Origin of the sequence: Bradyrhizobium sp. UNPA324, from assembly GCF_006658635.1 — a bacterium.
GTDB lineage: Bacteria > Pseudomonadota > Alphaproteobacteria > Rhizobiales > Xanthobacteraceae > Bradyrhizobium > Bradyrhizobium nanningense.
In genome coordinates this window covers 3802016-3817352 of sequence record NZ_LFJD01000004.1, presented here as the reverse complement: position 1 = coordinate 3817352, position 15337 = coordinate 3802016, and the positions used below count along the sequence as shown (strand labels likewise).

At 65.2% G+C, this 15337-nt stretch carries 15 protein-coding genes; 11 read left to right on the top strand and 4 right to left on the bottom strand.

Going from position 1 to position 15337, the window contains the following annotated elements:
- The first annotated feature begins 4 nt into the window (after positions 1 to 4).
- Positions 5 to 940: a carbohydrate kinase family protein gene (locus UNPA324_RS18495; RefSeq protein ID WP_141935298.1), complete on the top strand. Its 936-nt coding sequence runs from the start codon at positions 5 to 7 to the stop codon at positions 938 to 940.
- Between the two features lie 6 nt (positions 941 to 946).
- Here the strand turns inward: UNPA324_RS18495 and UNPA324_RS18490 are convergent, their stop codons facing one another.
- Positions 947 to 1834 carry a LysR family transcriptional regulator gene (locus UNPA324_RS18490; RefSeq protein ID WP_141938917.1) on the bottom strand — a complete coding sequence of 296 codons (888 nt, stop codon included), beginning with the start codon at positions 1832 to 1834 and terminating at the stop codon, positions 947 to 949.
- A 124-nt stretch (positions 1835 to 1958) separates the two neighbouring features.
- Between UNPA324_RS18490 and UNPA324_RS18485 the strand changes: the two genes are divergently transcribed.
- The 9 genes from UNPA324_RS18485 (at position 1959) to UNPA324_RS18445 (ending at position 11709) form a co-directional block, all read left to right on the top strand.
- Positions 1959 to 3380, top strand: a complete 1422-nt coding sequence (locus UNPA324_RS18485; protein ID WP_181769437.1) for an amidase — start codon at positions 1959 to 1961, stop codon at positions 3378 to 3380.
- A 99-nt stretch (positions 3381 to 3479) separates the two neighbouring features.
- Entirely contained in the window at positions 3480 to 4430 is a 951-nt protein-coding gene (locus tag UNPA324_RS18480) for an ABC transporter permease (RefSeq protein ID WP_128922621.1), read from the top strand.
- Positions 4427 to 5314: an ABC transporter permease gene (locus UNPA324_RS18475; RefSeq protein WP_141935296.1), complete on the top strand. Its 888-nt coding sequence runs from the start codon at positions 4427 to 4429 to the stop codon at positions 5312 to 5314. The genes UNPA324_RS18480 and UNPA324_RS18475 overlap by 4 nt, the downstream gene beginning before the upstream one ends.
- A 2-nt stretch (positions 5315 to 5316) precedes the next feature.
- Positions 5317 to 6330: an ABC transporter ATP-binding protein gene (locus tag UNPA324_RS18470; protein ID WP_181769436.1), complete on the top strand. Its 1014-nt coding sequence runs from the start codon at positions 5317 to 5319 to the stop codon at positions 6328 to 6330.
- Entirely contained in the window at positions 6327 to 7331 is a 1005-nt protein-coding gene (locus UNPA324_RS18465) for an ABC transporter ATP-binding protein (protein ID WP_141935294.1), read from the top strand. Before UNPA324_RS18470 ends, UNPA324_RS18465 begins: the two co-directional genes overlap by 4 nt.
- A gap of 56 nt (positions 7332 to 7387) precedes the next feature.
- Complete coding sequence (locus UNPA324_RS18460; protein ID WP_141935293.1) at positions 7388 to 8881, top strand: ABC transporter substrate-binding protein; 1494 nt, start codon at positions 7388 to 7390, stop codon at positions 8879 to 8881.
- 420 nt (positions 8882 to 9301) lie between these two features.
- Positions 9302 to 10507, top strand: coding sequence for a calcium-binding protein (locus UNPA324_RS18455; protein WP_141935292.1), 1206 nt, complete (start codon positions 9302 to 9304; stop codon positions 10505 to 10507).
- Positions 10508 to 10633: 126 nt separating this feature from the next.
- Positions 10634 to 10852 carry a hypothetical protein gene (locus tag UNPA324_RS18450; protein ID WP_141935291.1) on the top strand — a complete coding sequence of 73 codons (219 nt, stop codon included), beginning with the start codon at positions 10634 to 10636 and terminating at the stop codon, positions 10850 to 10852.
- Entirely contained in the window at positions 10849 to 11709 is an 861-nt protein-coding gene (locus UNPA324_RS18445; RefSeq protein WP_128922614.1) for a L,D-transpeptidase, read from the top strand. Before UNPA324_RS18450 ends, UNPA324_RS18445 begins: the two co-directional genes overlap by 4 nt.
- Before the next feature lie 67 nt (positions 11710 to 11776).
- Here the strand turns inward: UNPA324_RS18445 and UNPA324_RS18440 are convergent, their stop codons facing one another.
- Complete coding sequence (locus UNPA324_RS18440) at positions 11777 to 12403, bottom strand: alpha/beta hydrolase (protein ID WP_141935290.1); 627 nt, start codon at positions 12401 to 12403, stop codon at positions 11777 to 11779.
- Positions 12400 to 13338 carry a ring-cleaving dioxygenase gene (locus UNPA324_RS18435; protein ID WP_128922612.1) on the bottom strand — a complete coding sequence of 313 codons (939 nt, stop codon included), beginning with the start codon at positions 13336 to 13338 and terminating at the stop codon, positions 12400 to 12402. Before UNPA324_RS18435 ends, UNPA324_RS18440 begins: the two co-directional genes overlap by 4 nt.
- A gap of 129 nt (positions 13339 to 13467) precedes the next feature.
- On the opposite strand from UNPA324_RS18435, the gene UNPA324_RS18430 reads away from it, so the two are divergent.
- A complete protein-coding gene (locus UNPA324_RS18430) occupies positions 13468 to 14367 on the top strand; it encodes a LysR family transcriptional regulator (RefSeq protein ID WP_181769435.1) in 900 nt (299 codons plus the stop codon).
- Between the two features lie 69 nt (positions 14368 to 14436).
- On the opposite strand, the gene UNPA324_RS18425 is transcribed toward UNPA324_RS18430, so the two are convergent.
- Positions 14437 to 15318 carry an alpha/beta fold hydrolase gene (locus tag UNPA324_RS18425; protein WP_141938913.1) on the bottom strand — a complete coding sequence of 294 codons (882 nt, stop codon included), beginning with the start codon at positions 15316 to 15318 and terminating at the stop codon, positions 14437 to 14439.
- Between the last annotated feature and the right edge of the window lie 19 nt (positions 15319 to 15337).

Genomic DNA, 15337 nt, shown 5'->3' with positions numbered 1-15337 from the left:
AAACATGCTGATTGCCTGTGGCGATGCGCTGATCGATTTCGTGCCGACGAGAAATGAGGAGGGACGTGAGGCGCTAATGCCGGCGGTGGGCGGCTCCTGCCTCAACGTTGCGATCGGCATGGCGCGCCTGGGCGCGCCGACCGGCTTCGTCGGCGGCATCTCGACCGACCTATTCGGCCGCATGATCGCCGATCACGCGACCGGCTCGAACGTCATGCTCGATCTCGCGACCCGAAGCGATCACCAGACCACGCTCGCTTTCGTGCGTATCGTTGCGGGCGAGTCGCATTACGCCTTCTACGATGCCGAGACCGCGACGCGGAACTGGACCTACCGACGCGGGTCGATCCCGTTCGATACCGTCGAAGCCGTCCATGTCGGCTCGACGACGCTCGTCAACGACCAGGGCGCCCGCGAGACGAAGGCGCTGATCGCGGACGCGCGGGCGTCGTCCACGATCTCCTTCGATCCAAATTGTCGGCCCAATCTGGTCAAGGACAAACCGGCCTATCTCGCGCGCATGGCCGAGTTCGCGGCGAGCGCCGATCTCATCAAGATGTCGGATGTCGACTTCGCCTATCTCTTCGGCGACGAGGCCTACCAGCAACGTGCGAATGTGCTGCTCGGGCAGGGTACCAGCCTCGTCGTGATCACCCGCGGCAACGATGGTGCGATTGCCTGGCATGCGCGGGCGGGGCAGATCGAAGTGCAAGCACCCAAGATCGAGGTTGCCGACACCATCGGCGCCGGCGACAGTTTTCAGGCGGCCCTGCTGGCCGTCTTGCACGAACAGGGGCGGCTTTCGCGCCAGCAGTTGAAGGACATCAGCACCGAGGAGCTCCGCCGCGCGCTGTCCTTTGCCGCCCATTGCGCCGGCCTCACCTGCACCCTCCCGGGCGCCGATCCGCCCTGGAGTCATGAGATCAATTGGAGTTGGTAGCCCGCCTCACATCCGCGCGACGGCCTTCTCGGCGCATTTGAGGAAGGTGCGGATCAGCGGGCTCTGGGAATCCCGTCGCCAGCACACCGCGATGTCGATGGAATCGGCTGCATCGCGCAGCGGCCTGAACACGATGCCACGTGGCGCGCCGAGCTTGGCGCAGGCCGGCACGATCGCAAAACCTTCGCCGGCGAGAACCAGGCTCATCGCCGAATGCACGGTCTCCACCCGGCTCGCAATCGGCATCACGATCTGATGCCGGCGCAGCAGGGCCGAGACCGCGGAGGAGGCGGGATCTTGCTCCGGCGGCGGCAACGCGATCAGCGGGCGGCCCTGCAACCGCGCCATCGGCACGGTGCCGAGCCGCGCGAGCGGCGAGCGGATCGGCATTGCCAGCATGAAGGGCTGGGCACCGATCCGAGCCACCTGGATCTCGGGATGGTTGATGGCCGGCATGCACAGCGCGACCGTGACGCTGCGATCGAGCAGCCGGGCCTCGCGCGTCGATGCGCTGAGCTCGGCGAACTCGAGGTCGACGCCGGGAACCGAGCGCCGTAGCTCGGGGATGAGCCGCGGCAGCATCGCATTCGCCAGCACGAACATGTAGCCGACCGAGAGCCGCCCGCGCTTGCCGGCGGCGACCGCGCGCGCGGCTTCGGCGCCGTCGGCCGCCAGCGCCAGCGCCTCGCTCGCGCGCGTCAGCAGCGCCTGGCCTGCCTCGGTCAGGTCCATGCCACGGGTGCCGCGGCGGAACAGCGGCGCGCCGATTTCGGCCTCGAGCTTGCGGATCTGGACGGACAGCGGAGGCTGCGCCATCCGCAGCCGCTCGGCGGCCTTGCCGAGGCTGCGCGTTTCGGCGACGGCGACGAAATAGCGGAGCCGGCGAAGATCCATTGACATACCGAAAACGTATGGGTTGGCCACCAAAATCGTATTGGACGGCGAGTTAACAAAACTGTCATCCTCGCTGTCAATGTCTTCGGGCCAACGGCGGCCCGCTTCGGAGCGTGATGTGGCGATGAACGGCGATCCCTGTCTCCTGTCCGCAACCGAACTGCGCGGCCTCATTGCCGCAAAGAAGATTTCGCCGGTCGAGATCGTCCGTGCCGTGCTCGCGCGCGCCGAGGCGCTCCAGCCCGAGTTGAACTGTTTCATCACGCTCTGTGGCGACGAGGCGATGGCGCAGGCCCGCGCGGCCGAGCGCAAGGTGATGGCCGGTGAGCCGCTTGGCCTGCTGCACGGCATCCCGGTCACCGTCAAGGACATCGTCAACACCAAAGGCGTCAAGACCACCTTCGGCGCCGTTCCCTACAAGGACAATGTGCCGAGCGAGGATGCCGTGGCGGTGGCGCGGCTGCGCAGCGAAGGTGCGATCCTGATCGGCAAGACCACGACGCCGGAATTCGGCAGCAAGTGCCTGACGGATTCTCCGCTGTTCGGTCGTACCCGCAATGCGTGGGACGGGTGCCGCTCCTCCGGCGGCTCCAGCGGCGGCGCGGCGGTTGCAATTGCCAGCGGCATCGCGCCGCTTGCGATTGCGACAGACGGCGGCGGCTCGACGCGGATTCCCGCCGCCTGCAATGGCGTGGTGGGTTTGAAGCAGAGCAACGGAATCATCCCGCACAGCCAGGCGCTGGACGTCTTCGGCAACCAGACCTACGTCACGCCGACCACCCGCACCGTCGCCGACACCGCGCTGATGATGCAGGCGATGGCAGGGGAGGATGCTTGCGATCCCTGGTCGATCGGCGTGCCCGTGCCGGACTTCATCGGCACCGCCGCCCCGCGTGGCGACCTGCGCGGGCAGAGGATCCTGTACTGCCTGACGCCGCCGGGCCGGCCGGTATCGGTCGAAGTCGCCGCCAATTTCAGGGCGAGCCTCGACCGGCTGGCGGGACTTGGCGCCGAGCTCGAGGAATTCTCGGGCGAGGGTTTCGACATCGAGCCGATCTGGCGCGCCATCAACCACACGGTCTGGCGCACGCGCTTTGCCAAGCTCGCCGCCGAGCACAAGGACGTGCTGAGCGAGGCCTTCCTCAAGCAGCTCGCACTCGCCACCGAGGTCAGCGGCGTTGACTACCAGGAGGCGATGTTCGCGCGCACCGCGCTGTTCCGCCATGTGCAATCGCTGCTGGCGCGCGGGCACCTGCTGGCGATGCCGACCCTCACGCGGACCGCACTGCCGATCGGCCAGGACCTGTTCGGCACCATCGAGATCGATGGCCGGCATTTCGACAGCGTCCGGCCGCACTGGTTCCCCTGGACCATGCCGTTCAACATGACCGGCCATCCCGCTGTCAGCCTGCCCTCCGGCTTCGGCCGTGACGGCTTGCCGATCGGACTGCAGCTTGTCGGCCGCTTCCGCGCTGATGCGGGACTGCTGCGCGTGAGCGCATTGTTCGAGGCGTCCAGCGATCTTCTGTCCCGCTGGCCGGCTTGAGGGGATGGGCTTGGCGCAAAGGGCTTCTCAGCAAAGGGCTTGCCTCCGGCGCCCGGACATGTTGATCGTGCCGCAAGTGAGCTTTGAGCCCGAGCGCGCATGAGCGTATTTGTCCTCCGACGTCTGTTGACCCTGCTGGCGACGCTGGTCGGCGCATCGCTGATCATCTTCCTCGTCCTCGATGCGCTTCCCGGCAATGCCGCGCAGATGCTGATGGGTGCGGATGCCTCGCCGGATGCGGTGCGCGCGCTCACAGTCAAGCTCGGGCTCGACCAGCCGCTGGCGGTTCGCTATCTGCAGTGGATCAAGGGCCTCCTCGTCGGCGATCTCGGTAACTCCTATGTCTACGGCACGCCGGTCGCCAGCCTGATCGCGGAGCGGCTGCTGCTGACCGTTCCACTCGCGATCATGGCCATGGCGATCACAGTGACGCTGGCGCTTTCCGCCGGCATCTACACCGCCGCCAATCACAACAAGCTCGGCGACGTCGGCGTGATGTCGCTGACGCAAATCGGCATCGCGCTGCCGAATTTCTGGTTTGCGATCCTGCTGGTTCTCCTGTTCTCGGTGCGGCTGCAATGGCTCTCGGCGGGCGGCTTTGCCGGCTGGGAGGACGGCATCTGGCTCGGCGTGAAGTCGCTGCTGCTGCCGGCAATTTCGCTCGCGGTCGTGCAGGCCGCGATCCTCGCGCGCGTCACGCGTTCGGCCGTGCTGGAAGTGCTGCGCGAAGATTTCGTCCGCACAGCACGCGCCAAAGGACTCGGCAAGCGCGAGGTGCTGTGGAGCCACGTGCTGCGCAACGCCATGATCCCCGTGATGACGGTGATGGGGCTGCAATTCGCCAATCTGCTGGCCGGCACCATCGTGATCGAGAACGTGTTCTATTTGCCGGGCCTCGGCCGCCTGATCTTCCAGTCGATCGCCAATCGCGACCTGATCGTGGTGCGCAATTGCGTGATGCTGCTCGCGACCATGGTCGTCATCGTCAATTTCGTGGTCGACGTGCTCTACGCCTTCATCGATCCCCGCATCAAGGTCCACGACCTGTGAGCGAGCCCCTGATCATCGATGCGCCGCTCGCACCGCGCCCGCTGCCGGCGCGGACGTTCTGGCGGCGCGCGCTACGCCATCGCAGCTTCGTGCTCGGCGGCGCGCTGAGCCTGCTGGTGCTCCTCTCCGCGCTGCTGTCGCTGGTGTGGACGCCATGGTCGCCCTACGACATCGACATCGCCTCGAAGCTGCGGCCGCCGTCGGCGGCGCATTGGCTCGGCACCGATTCCTTCGGCCGCGACATCGTCTCGCTGCTGCTCGCCGGCGCCCGCTCCACCATCATGGTCGGAATCATCGCCGTCAGCATCGGTCTCACCTTCGGCGTCACGCTCGGCCTGATCGCCTCGGCACGGCGCGGCTGGACCGAGGAGATCATCATGCGCTTCTCCGACTTCACCTTCGCGTTTCCGGCCGTGCTCTCCGCGATCATGCTCGCCGCGGTGGTGGGGCCGGGCATGGTGACCTCGATCGTCGCGATTGGCATCTTCCAGATCCCGACGCTGACCCGGCTGACGCGCGGCTCGGCCAACGCGATCTGGGCGCGCGAATTCGTGCTGGCCGCGCGCGCCGCGGGGAAAGGGAAATTCCGCATCACCATTGAGCACGTGCTGCCGAACATCCTGTCGATTCTGATCGTGCAGGTCACTATCCAGTTTGCGCTCGCCATACTTGCCGAAGCGGCGCTGTCCTATCTCGGCCTCGGCACGCAGCCGCCGCAACCGTCCTGGGGGCGGATGTTGAACGATGCGCAGACGCTGCTGTTCCAATCGCCGATGCTCGCGGTCTATCCGGGCGCGGCGATCGCAATCGCGGTGCTCGGCCTCAATCTGCTCGGCGACGGATTGCGCGACCTGCTCGATCCAAGATTGGCGCGGGAGCGATGACGATGGCTGAGCGCTCCGACATGCCGCTGATCGAGGTTGAGAATCTCGGCGTCCGACTCAACACCAGTCGCGGGCCGGCGCAGGCCGTGCGCGGCGTCAGTTTCTCGCTCAAGCGCGGCGAGACGCTTGGGCTCGTCGGGGAGTCCGGTTGCGGCAAGTCGGTCACCGCGATGTCCCTGATGGGGCTACTACCCGATAGCGCAATGGTCTCCGGCAGCATCAAGCTGGACGGCAACGAGCTCGCAGGATTGCGGGATGCGGATTATTGCCGGCTGCGCGGCAACCGCATCAGCATGATCTTCCAGGAGCCGATGACCGCGCTCAATCCGATGCACACGATCGGGCATCAGGTTGCCGAGCCGCTACGGCGTCACAAGAAGCAATCGGCGGCACAGGCGCGCAAGGAAGCCATCGCCTTGCTCGACCGCGTCGGACTGCCCGATCCGGCGAGGCGGGTCGACGCCTATCCGCACCAGTTCTCCGGCGGCCAGCGCCAGCGCATCACCATCGCGATGGCGCTCGCCTGCGAGCCGGACCTCCTGATCGCGGACGAGCCGACCACCGCGCTCGACGTCACCATCCAGGGCCAGATCCTCGACCTCATTGCCGATCTCGTCGAGGAGCGCGGCATGTCGATGATCCTGATCTCGCACGATCTCGGCGTCATCGCCGAGAATGTGCGGCGCATGATGGTGATGTACGGCGGCGCCGTCGTCGAGAGCGGGCCGACCGAGGAAGTCTTCCGCCGCATGGGCCATCCCTACACGCAGGGCCTGTTCCGCGCCCGGCCGAAGCTTGGCGCGCGCAAGGGGACGCGGCTGAAGACGATATCGGGCACCGTGCCGGAGCTGGCTGATCTGCCTTCGGGCTGCACCTTCTCCGAGCGATGTCCGCTGGTGATCGATGCGTGCCGCGCCGGGGTGCCGCCGATGGTGGAGGTCGGACCTCGCCATGGCGTGCGCTGCATCAGAACCGATGTCTCGATGGCAGAACGCGTCGGAGCGCTGACCGCATGACCGTCGCACCGCTTCTGGACGTGAAGGATCTCGAGCAGCGCTACGCCCTGCCGCGGGAAAGCCTGTTTCGTCCGCCGGGGCAGGTGCGTGCGCTCAATGGCGTGAGCGTGCAGGTTGCCGCGGGCAAGAGCCTCGGCGTCGTCGGCGAATCCGGTTCGGGCAAGTCGACCTTCGCGCGGCTGGTGATGGCGCTGGAGCGGCCGACGTCGGGGCAGGTCGCGCTGCTTGGGCGCGATCTCAACCGCATCCCCGCGGATGAATTGCGCCGCGCCCGGCGCGATTTCCAGATGGTGTTCCAGGATCCCTACGGCTCGCTCGATCCGCGCCAGACCATCGCGCGCATCGTCGCCGAGCCGCTCACCGTGCTGGAGGGGGCCGATCGCACGACGTTCCGCGACCGCGTCGCCGCAGTGCTGCGCCAGGTGGGCTTGCGCGATGCGGACATGGACAAATATCCGCACGAATTCTCCGGCGGCCAGCGCCAGCGCATCGCCATTGCCCGCGCGCTGATCACCCAGCCCAAGCTGATCGTCGCCGACGAGCCGGTCTCCGCGCTCGACGTCTCCGTGCAGGCCCAGGTGCTGAACCTGATGCAGGATCTCCAGGAGCAGTTCGGCCTCAGCTACATCCTGATCAGCCATGACCTCGCAGTCGTCGACTATCTCTGCGACGAGGTCGCGGTGATGTATCTCGGCCGCATCGTCGAGCAGGGCCGCCCCGAAGATCTGTTCGAGCATTGCGCCCATCCCTATACGCGGGCGCTGCTGGAGGCCGTGCCGCGGGCGCGTGCCGGCGGCGGTCGCCGGCGGCGTGGGGGCCAGGCGATCGCCTCGCAATCGGCGGCGGCGGTCGGATGCCCCTATGTCGCGCGCTGTCCGCTCGCCGAGCAGCATTGCCGCGAGGCCCTGCCTGAGTTACGCAAGGTCGGCGAGGGGCACCTTGCCGCCTGCCACAGGGCGGAGGCCGTGATGGCGTTGCCGCAGGCCGCCATGGAAGGTTAGTGTTCGGAGCCGGATTGGCGTAGGCTTAAGAACAGAACAGGGCCGGGGAGTTGCGCATGTTGAGGAAGTTATCGATCGTCGCCTTTGCCGCCGCGCTCGTCGCGGCACCTTTGCCCATGCTGGCGCAGAGCAAGAAGGACAGTGTCGTCATGGCGATGACGCTGGAGCCGCCGGGGCTCGATCCCACCAATGCCGCCGCCGCCGCGATCGCCGAGGTCACGCTCTACAACATCTATGAGACTCTGACCAAGATCAACGAGGACGGCTCGGTCTCGCCGCTGCTGGCGGAGAGCTGGGCCGCTTCGCCTGATCTGAAGACCTATACGTTCAAGCTGCGCAAGGGCGTCAAATTCCACAATGGCGAGCCGTTCGATTCCGCGGCGGTGAAGTTCTCGTTCGAGCGCAACGCGGCGCCGACCAGCACCAACAAGGACAAGAGCCTGTTCCAGGCGTTCGAGAAGGTCGACGCGCCCGACGCCGACACCGTCGCGATCACGGTGAAATATTCCGAGCCGAACCTGCCGTTCCTGCTGGGGCAGGCGAGCGGCTCGATCGTCGAGCCGAAGAGCGCGGCGACCAACGTCACGCAGCCGGTTGGGACTGGACCCTATCAGTTAGGGGCCTGGGCCAAGGGGTCCTCGATCACGCTGACCAAATGGGCCGGCTACCGCAACGCCTCGGCGATCAAGCTCTCGAAGGTCACGATCCGCTTCATCTCCGATCCGGCCGCGCAGGCTGCGGCGCTGCTGTCGGGCGACGTGGATGCATTTCCGCGCATCGCGACTCGCGTCGTTGCTCAGTTCAAGTCCGACCCACGCTTCACGGTGCTGATCGGCGGATCCAGGGCCAAGACCATCGTCGCGATCAATCATCGCAAGAAGCCGCTCGATGATGTCCGCGTCCGCCGTGCCATCCTCGCTGCGATCGACCGCAAGGCATTGATCGACGGCGCGGTCGAAGGGTTCGGCACCCCGATCGGCAGCTTCTACACGCCTGGATCGCTCGGCTATGTCGACACGACCGGCATCAATCCCTACGATCCCGAGAAGGCCAAGAAGCTGCTCACTGAAGCCGGCGTCACCACGCCGATCGAGCTGTCGCTGAAGCTGCCGCCGCCGCCCTATGCGCGGCAGGGCGGCGAGATCGTCGCGGCCCAGCTCGCCAAGGTCGGCATCGTCGCCAAGATCGAGAATGTCGAATGGGCGCAGTGGTTGTCGCAGGTGTTCGCGCCCAATGGCCCGCACAATTTCGACCTCACCATCGTCAGCCACGTCGAGCCGTTCGACCTCGTCAAGGTCACCGAGCCGGACTACTATCTCGGCTACAACAACGAGAAGTTCAACGCGCTCTACAAGGAGATCGTGTCGACGCCGGAGGAAGCCGCTCGCGCCAAGCTTCTCGGTGACGCCCAGCGCATGCTGGCCACCGACGCCGTCTCCGCCTACCTGTTCCAGCCGCAATGGCCCACTGTCATCAACAAGAAGCTGAAGGGCGTCTGGAAGGAAGTCCCGCAGTTCGAGAACGATTTCTCGGCGTGGGCCTGGGAATAGGAACGATCGATCAATTCGAGCGCATCGGTTCAATGTTGGCCTCTCCCTCATCAGGGAGAGGCCAATCGTTTGTCAGGTCCAAAACAAAAACCTGAAAAACAACCCCATGCACAGTAGCCGGGCGTAGTCATTTCAAGGACTTGCGCGTTGCGTCGCTCAATGGTCGAGGCGGTGCGCCGGGGCGTTGATGCGTCGGGCAAAACACCGGCAATCTATCATCATCGCGTCGGTCATCGCCGTGTAAGGGGATCGTAGCGGAGTTCCATACGCACAATCAAACTCTCTCCCGAATTCCTGCAAATCTCTGCCATCGACCAAAGGTAGATTCGCTCCCGGTGAAGCGTGGTCAACAACGCGTCTTGCAAAAAAGCATTCTGCAGGCGTCAGGCCCGCTTCCGACAATGAAATGGGAGTTCCGCCATGCAGCATCTGCCGAACGACACCATCGACGTCCTGCTCGACCAGTTTGGTCAAATCGAAACCATCTACGGCGATCCGAACTTCCCGACCACCGCGGACGCCTGGGGCGGCAACGACACCGTGACGGCAACCATCAGCCAGCCCGAAGCAGAGGTCACGATCTTCGGCGAGGACAATACGACCTTGCACGGCCAGTCCCACGGGGGCAACGACACGCTCACGGTCAACTTCAACTACGGCTGGAATGCGGCCCTCGTGGTCGGCGATGCCCAGGCCATGACCGACGACGCCAGCGGCGGCAACGACACGATCAGCGTCGAGGACGATTCGCTGTACACCAACGCCCATGCTTTCGGCGACGTCGCTGGCGACATGTCGGGCGATTCACACGGCGGCAGCGACGTCATCACCGGCGCGGTGGGCTGGCGGAGCTACGATAATGTGTACGCCGGAGATGCCGGTGGTTCCATGAGCGGCACGGCGCAGGGCGGCAATGACACGCTCGATGTCAGTCTGAATACCATGGAGGGCTTAGCGCAGGCCAGCGGCGACGCCATCGGCTCCATCAGCGGCGATGCACGTGGCGGCAACGACAACATAACCTTCACGTTCGGCACCGATATCGTCTACACTTTCGGAGCTGGGTACGGAGATTCGGCGACCTCACTGACCGACAATGCCCAAGGGGGCGATGACATTCTCACGCTGAAGGCCGATAGCCCCGATACCCTCCAGCTTACGCACCCAACGCTCTACGGCGATGCTCCGACCATGTCCGGCAATGCCCAGGGTGGTAACGACGTTCTCACCGGCGGGACAACCGGTGACTTCCTGTATGGCGACGCGAAGGTCTATGACCCCGCGACGCCGGGCTCGATCGCCGGCGGCAGGGATATCCTCAATGGCGGCGCTGGCGATGACCAGCTCGCGGGCGGGGGGAACAGCGACATCTTCGTCTTCAATACCGGCTCCGGCAACGACCTCATCACCGACTTCGATCAAGGCAACAAGGCGGTCGGCAGCACCGTGACGGAGCACGATCTGATCAACGTGCACGACTACGGGTTTGCGGACTGGGCGGCGCTGTCGAGCCTGATCAGCGACAATGCCGCCGGCGACGCCGTGATCCATCTGTCGGCGAGCGATACCATCACGCTCGACGGCGTCCAGGCGGCGAACCTGCATTCGACCGACTTCCTGATCTGAGCGAGTTGCTTTGGGCGCAACGACCTCGCCCCGCCAGCAGCGGGGCGAGACACCTTCGCCGCTCAGCAGCACGACCAATTCCCCGCTTGGACGTCCGCTTCTGACCGGGGGCCGAAAGAGCTGAACGTGTCCGCCCCGCCGGGCGATTCAGACTCGCTCCGCGATGAGAAGCGCGTCGTCCCGTCGCAGCCGAAATATCAGGCGATATTCATCATTTCTACGCTGCCGAAAAGGAATTCGGCGTTAACCATCGCTAACGGTTTCAATCTGAACGAAATCGCTTCGAAGTTTCTTAAATTTTGCCGGGTTACCTCTTCGGGCATGGTGACCTGGGGTAAGATATGAGTAAGCGGGCCAAACGTAGGAAGGCGGAGACGCTCGCCATGCCGATGGCCGCGAGAGTTGCACTCGGCGCCGTGGCCGTTGCCGCGTTGGGGTACGGGTTGCTGTCTGGCCCGGCGAGCGTGCCACCCGCGCGGAAGCCGTCCGCACCTCAAGCCCAGGCATCGTCAAGTCCGGTTTATGTGGCACCTCCGGTTCATGCATCGGCGCCGCCTCCGGCTCCAGTTCCGGCCCCGGCGCCTCTGGTTGAACCACCGAAAGCCGCTGAGGGCCCCGGCGCTCTTGTCCGACAAGTGGTTGATTATGCCAGCCGCCAGGCGCCGGGCACCGTGATCATCGATACCAAGAACACATTCCTCTATTTCGTCCTGAACGACACGCAGGCGATGCGCTACGGCATCGGTGTCGGCCGCGAAGGTTTCGCATGGTCCGGTGAGCAGACTGTGGCCCGCAAAGCAGAATGGCCGGATTGGCATCCGCCCGCGGAGATGATTGGACGTCAGCCTTATCTGCCGCGGTTCATGGCAGGTGGTCCCGGCAACCCGCTTGGCGCCCGGGCGATGTATCTCGGCGAGACCGAATATCGAATTCACGGTACAAATAACCCCGATACGATCGGGAAGCGGGTTTCGTCTGGCTGTATCCGGCTGACGAATGACGACGTCACGGACCTTTATGAACGGGTGAAAGTCGGAGCGAAGGTGATCGTGCTTCCGGCAAATGCCGCCCGTCGACCATCGCAGGGAGCGCCGTCCGACGCCGCTTTCCGCTTGCCGGACCCGGCATCGTCGCCGAAGCGGCCCTTGGCGGCCAACGCGCAGATGCTGTCATCTGGACCGAAGATTGCCGAGGTCCAGTAGCTTAGTTCTTGGTCCGTAACTGAGGCAAGGCGGCGGCGCATCGTTCGGAAATGATGCGCCGCTCCACTCATGCGGCTTTCGCCTCGACATTGCCGATCCAGTCGCGGGCGAGCGTCACGTCGGCTTGCGACAATTGATGGCCCGCCGGCAGGACCCTGTGGGTCACGCTCGCGCCTGCTTGCGAGAGCAGGGTCGCAAGCCGGGCCGAATTGCCGGCCGGCACGATCGGATCGCCTTGCCCGGACAACAGCAGGACCGGCTTGGTTGCAAGATCGGCCGTTGGCGGATCCGACAGCGGCACCATCGCGCGCAGCAGGATCGCGCCCGCAAGCACCTCCGGCTCCAGCAGCAACAGCGCGGCTGCGATGTTGGCGCCGTTGGAGAAGCCGACCGCGACAGGTGCGGCGATGCCGTAGCGCTGCCGCGCCTCGCTCACGAAGTCGCCGAGCTCATGCGCGCGGCGACGCAGATCGGCTTCGTCGAACACGCCTTCGGCCAGCCGGCGGAAGAAACGCGGCATGCCGTGCTCGAGCACGCGGCCGCGCGGCGAGAGCAGGGCGGAGCCGGGCGAGATCATCTTGCCGAGCCCGAGCAGGTCGTTCTCGTCGCCGCCGGTGCCGTGCAGCAGCAGCAGCGGAGGGGAGCCCGCGCTCGTCGCGGGCTCAAAACGATGGATGAATGAACTCTCGGTCATGACACGCTCTCTTCCAGGTTCGGCAACACGCCCACGATCTGCTCGCGCTGCGCTTCGAGGAATCTCGGCAGCTTCAGCTCGCGACCCAGCGTCGCGACGGGCTCGTCGACGGCAAAGCCGGGAATGTCGGTCGCGATCTCGAACAGCACGCCGCCGGGTTCGCGGAAGTAGATCGAGCGGAAGTAGTTGCGGTCCCTCTGCTCGGTCGGATGCAGGCCGTGATTGCTGATGAGCCTCTCGGCCATCTTGGCCTGCTCGGCGTCATCGGCCGCGCGGAAGGCGATGTGGTGCACCGAGCCGCCGCCCTGATGGCCGCGCAGAAAACCCTTGGCCTCGTAGATGTCGACGACGCTGCCCTCCACATCGCCCGGCGCCTTGAAGCGGATCACGGAGCCTTCGCGCCCCGTCTCCTTGAAACCGAACACGTCGGTGAGGACGGCGGCCGTCTTCGCCGCGCTGTCGAGCAGCAAGGTTACGCCGTGGAAGCCGCGGATCGCATGCTCGGCAGGCACGTCGCCATTGCTCCAGCCGGGCTCGCCCTCGGCGCCGGGGATGCCGACCAGCGCAAGCGCCATGCCGTCAGGATCGGTGAACGGCAGCACGGATTCGCCAAAGCGCTTCTCGAGCGCCTCATAGGCAATGCCCTTCTCGGTGAAGCGCTGGGTCCAATAACTGAGCGAGCGCTGCGGCACGCGGAAGGCGGTCTGATGGGTCTCGCCGACGCCGCGGCGTCCGGGCGACACGCCAGCCCAGGGGAAGAAGGTCAGGATGGTGCCGGGCCGACCGGTCTCGTCGCCATAGTAGAAATGATAGGTGCCGGGATCGTCGAAATTGACCGTCTTCTTGACGAAGCGCAGGCCGAGATCGCGGGTGTAGAAGCCGAAATTGCGGATGGGATCGCCGGCAATCGCGGTGACGTGGTGCAGTCCTGACATTGTCGTCCTCCAAACTTCGGGGAGCGGTCTTGCTCTGGACGGAAATATTGTTCAGCTTTGGATTGGAGACAATCCATGCAAATATGACGGCTATGTCTACGATTTGGAAACAATCGGCGGAAGCGGACCTTGGATAAGCTCGGCAGCCTCCGGGCGTTCGTGAAAGTGGTCGAGAGCGGCAGCTTTGCGGAAGCCGGCCGGCAGCTGCGGCTGTCGCGCTCGGCGATCAGCAAATACATCGCCGACCTCGAGGAGAGCCTTGGCGTGCAGCTTTTGAACCGGACCACGCGGCACGCGAGCCCGACCGAGAATGGCCAGCGTTATTTCGAGCGCGCGGTCGTCATCCTCTCGGAGGTCGAGGCGGCCGATCAGGCGGTGACGCAAGCCCAGTCGGCGCCGCGCGGCCTGCTCCGCGTCAACGCGCCGATGTCGTTCGGCACCCTACGGCTCGGGCCGGTGCTGGCCGATTTCATGACGCGCTATCCGGAGCTCCAGCTCCAGATCGTGCTCAGCGACGATCTGCTCGATCCCGTCCAGGACGGTTTTGACGTGACCTTGCGGATCGCGGAATTGGAATCGTCGAGCCTGATCGCGCGAAAAATCATGCCGGTATCGCGCATCATCTGCGCTTCGTCCGATTATCTCGCGCGTCACGGCACGCCAAAACATCCGCAGGATCTGCGCGAGCATGTGTCGCTGACCTACGGCTTCCTGCTCACCGGCAACCAGTGGAAGCTCACCGGCACCGACGGCGATCACTGGATCCAGCCGGCCTGGTCGCTGTGCGTCAACAATGCCGAGGTGCTGCGCGACGTCGCGATCAAGGGCAGGGGGCTGGCGCTGCTGCCGGAGTTCATCGCGGCTGATGCTTTAAGGAAGCGCGAGCTGCGCGCAGTGCTGCAAGACTATTCTGCGCCGCCGCTCGCGCTTTATGCGGTCTATCCGCCGACGCGGCATTTGTCGGTGAAGGTGCGGCTGTTCATCGATTTTTTGGTGGAGCGGTTTGGGCGGGAGGAGGAGGCAGGCTGACGCGCCACAGGTGTCGCCGGCGCGCCAAGGGAAAAGCCGGGCCGAGACATTTCAGCCCGGCTCGCCGTCCTATTTCTTGTCGTCGAGAAACTGGCGCACCGCCTTGATCGTCGCCGCCGGATCCTCCTCCATCAGCCAGTGCCCGGCACCCGGGATGACGACCTCGGTGACATCAGTCGCGGCATTGCGCATCACGACCGCCTCCGTCGCGCCAAAGGATTTCTCCCCGCCGACGGCGAGCACGGGCATGGTCAGCTTGGTCGCGATCGCCTTCTTGTTGTCCTCGGCGTCGGTGCGGATCGACCTGAACTGGGCGAATGCCGCGTGCATCGCGCCCGGCCGCGCATAGAGCTCTGCATAATGGCGGCGTGTCGCTTCCGTGACCTTTGATGGCGTGCCCGCGAAGTCATTCCAGAAGCGGTCGAGGTAGATGCGCTCGCGGCCCTTGACCAGCCGTTCCATGTCGGGCCCCCCGAGATCAAAATGCCAAAGCTGCGGACTGCGAACGACCTCGTCCCATGGCGGCACCCCGGGCACCGGCGCATCCATGACGACCAGCTTCTCGGTCAGGTCGCGATACCGGGCCGCGTAGGCATAGGCCACCATGGTTCCGATGTCGTGTCCGACGACGGCGGCCTTTTCGATGCCGAGTGACTGCAAAACGGCACGCATGTCGGCCGCCTGAGTCCACTTGTCGTAGCCATTATCGGGCTTGCCTGACAGGCCCATGCCGCGGAGATCGGGCACGACCACGGTGTGATCGCGCGCGAGGTCAGCGCCGAGCTTGACCCACATGTCGCCGGTATCGCCGAAGCCATGGATCAGGATCACGGCCGGACCTTGGCCGCCGACGCGAACATGAATCTGTGTGCCATTGGCCGCGACGGTTCTGGTTCTAAAGCCGGAAGGGAATTGTTCGACCTCGGCGCGCGCGGCAGGAGCGAACAGCATGAGAAGAATGGCGAGGCAT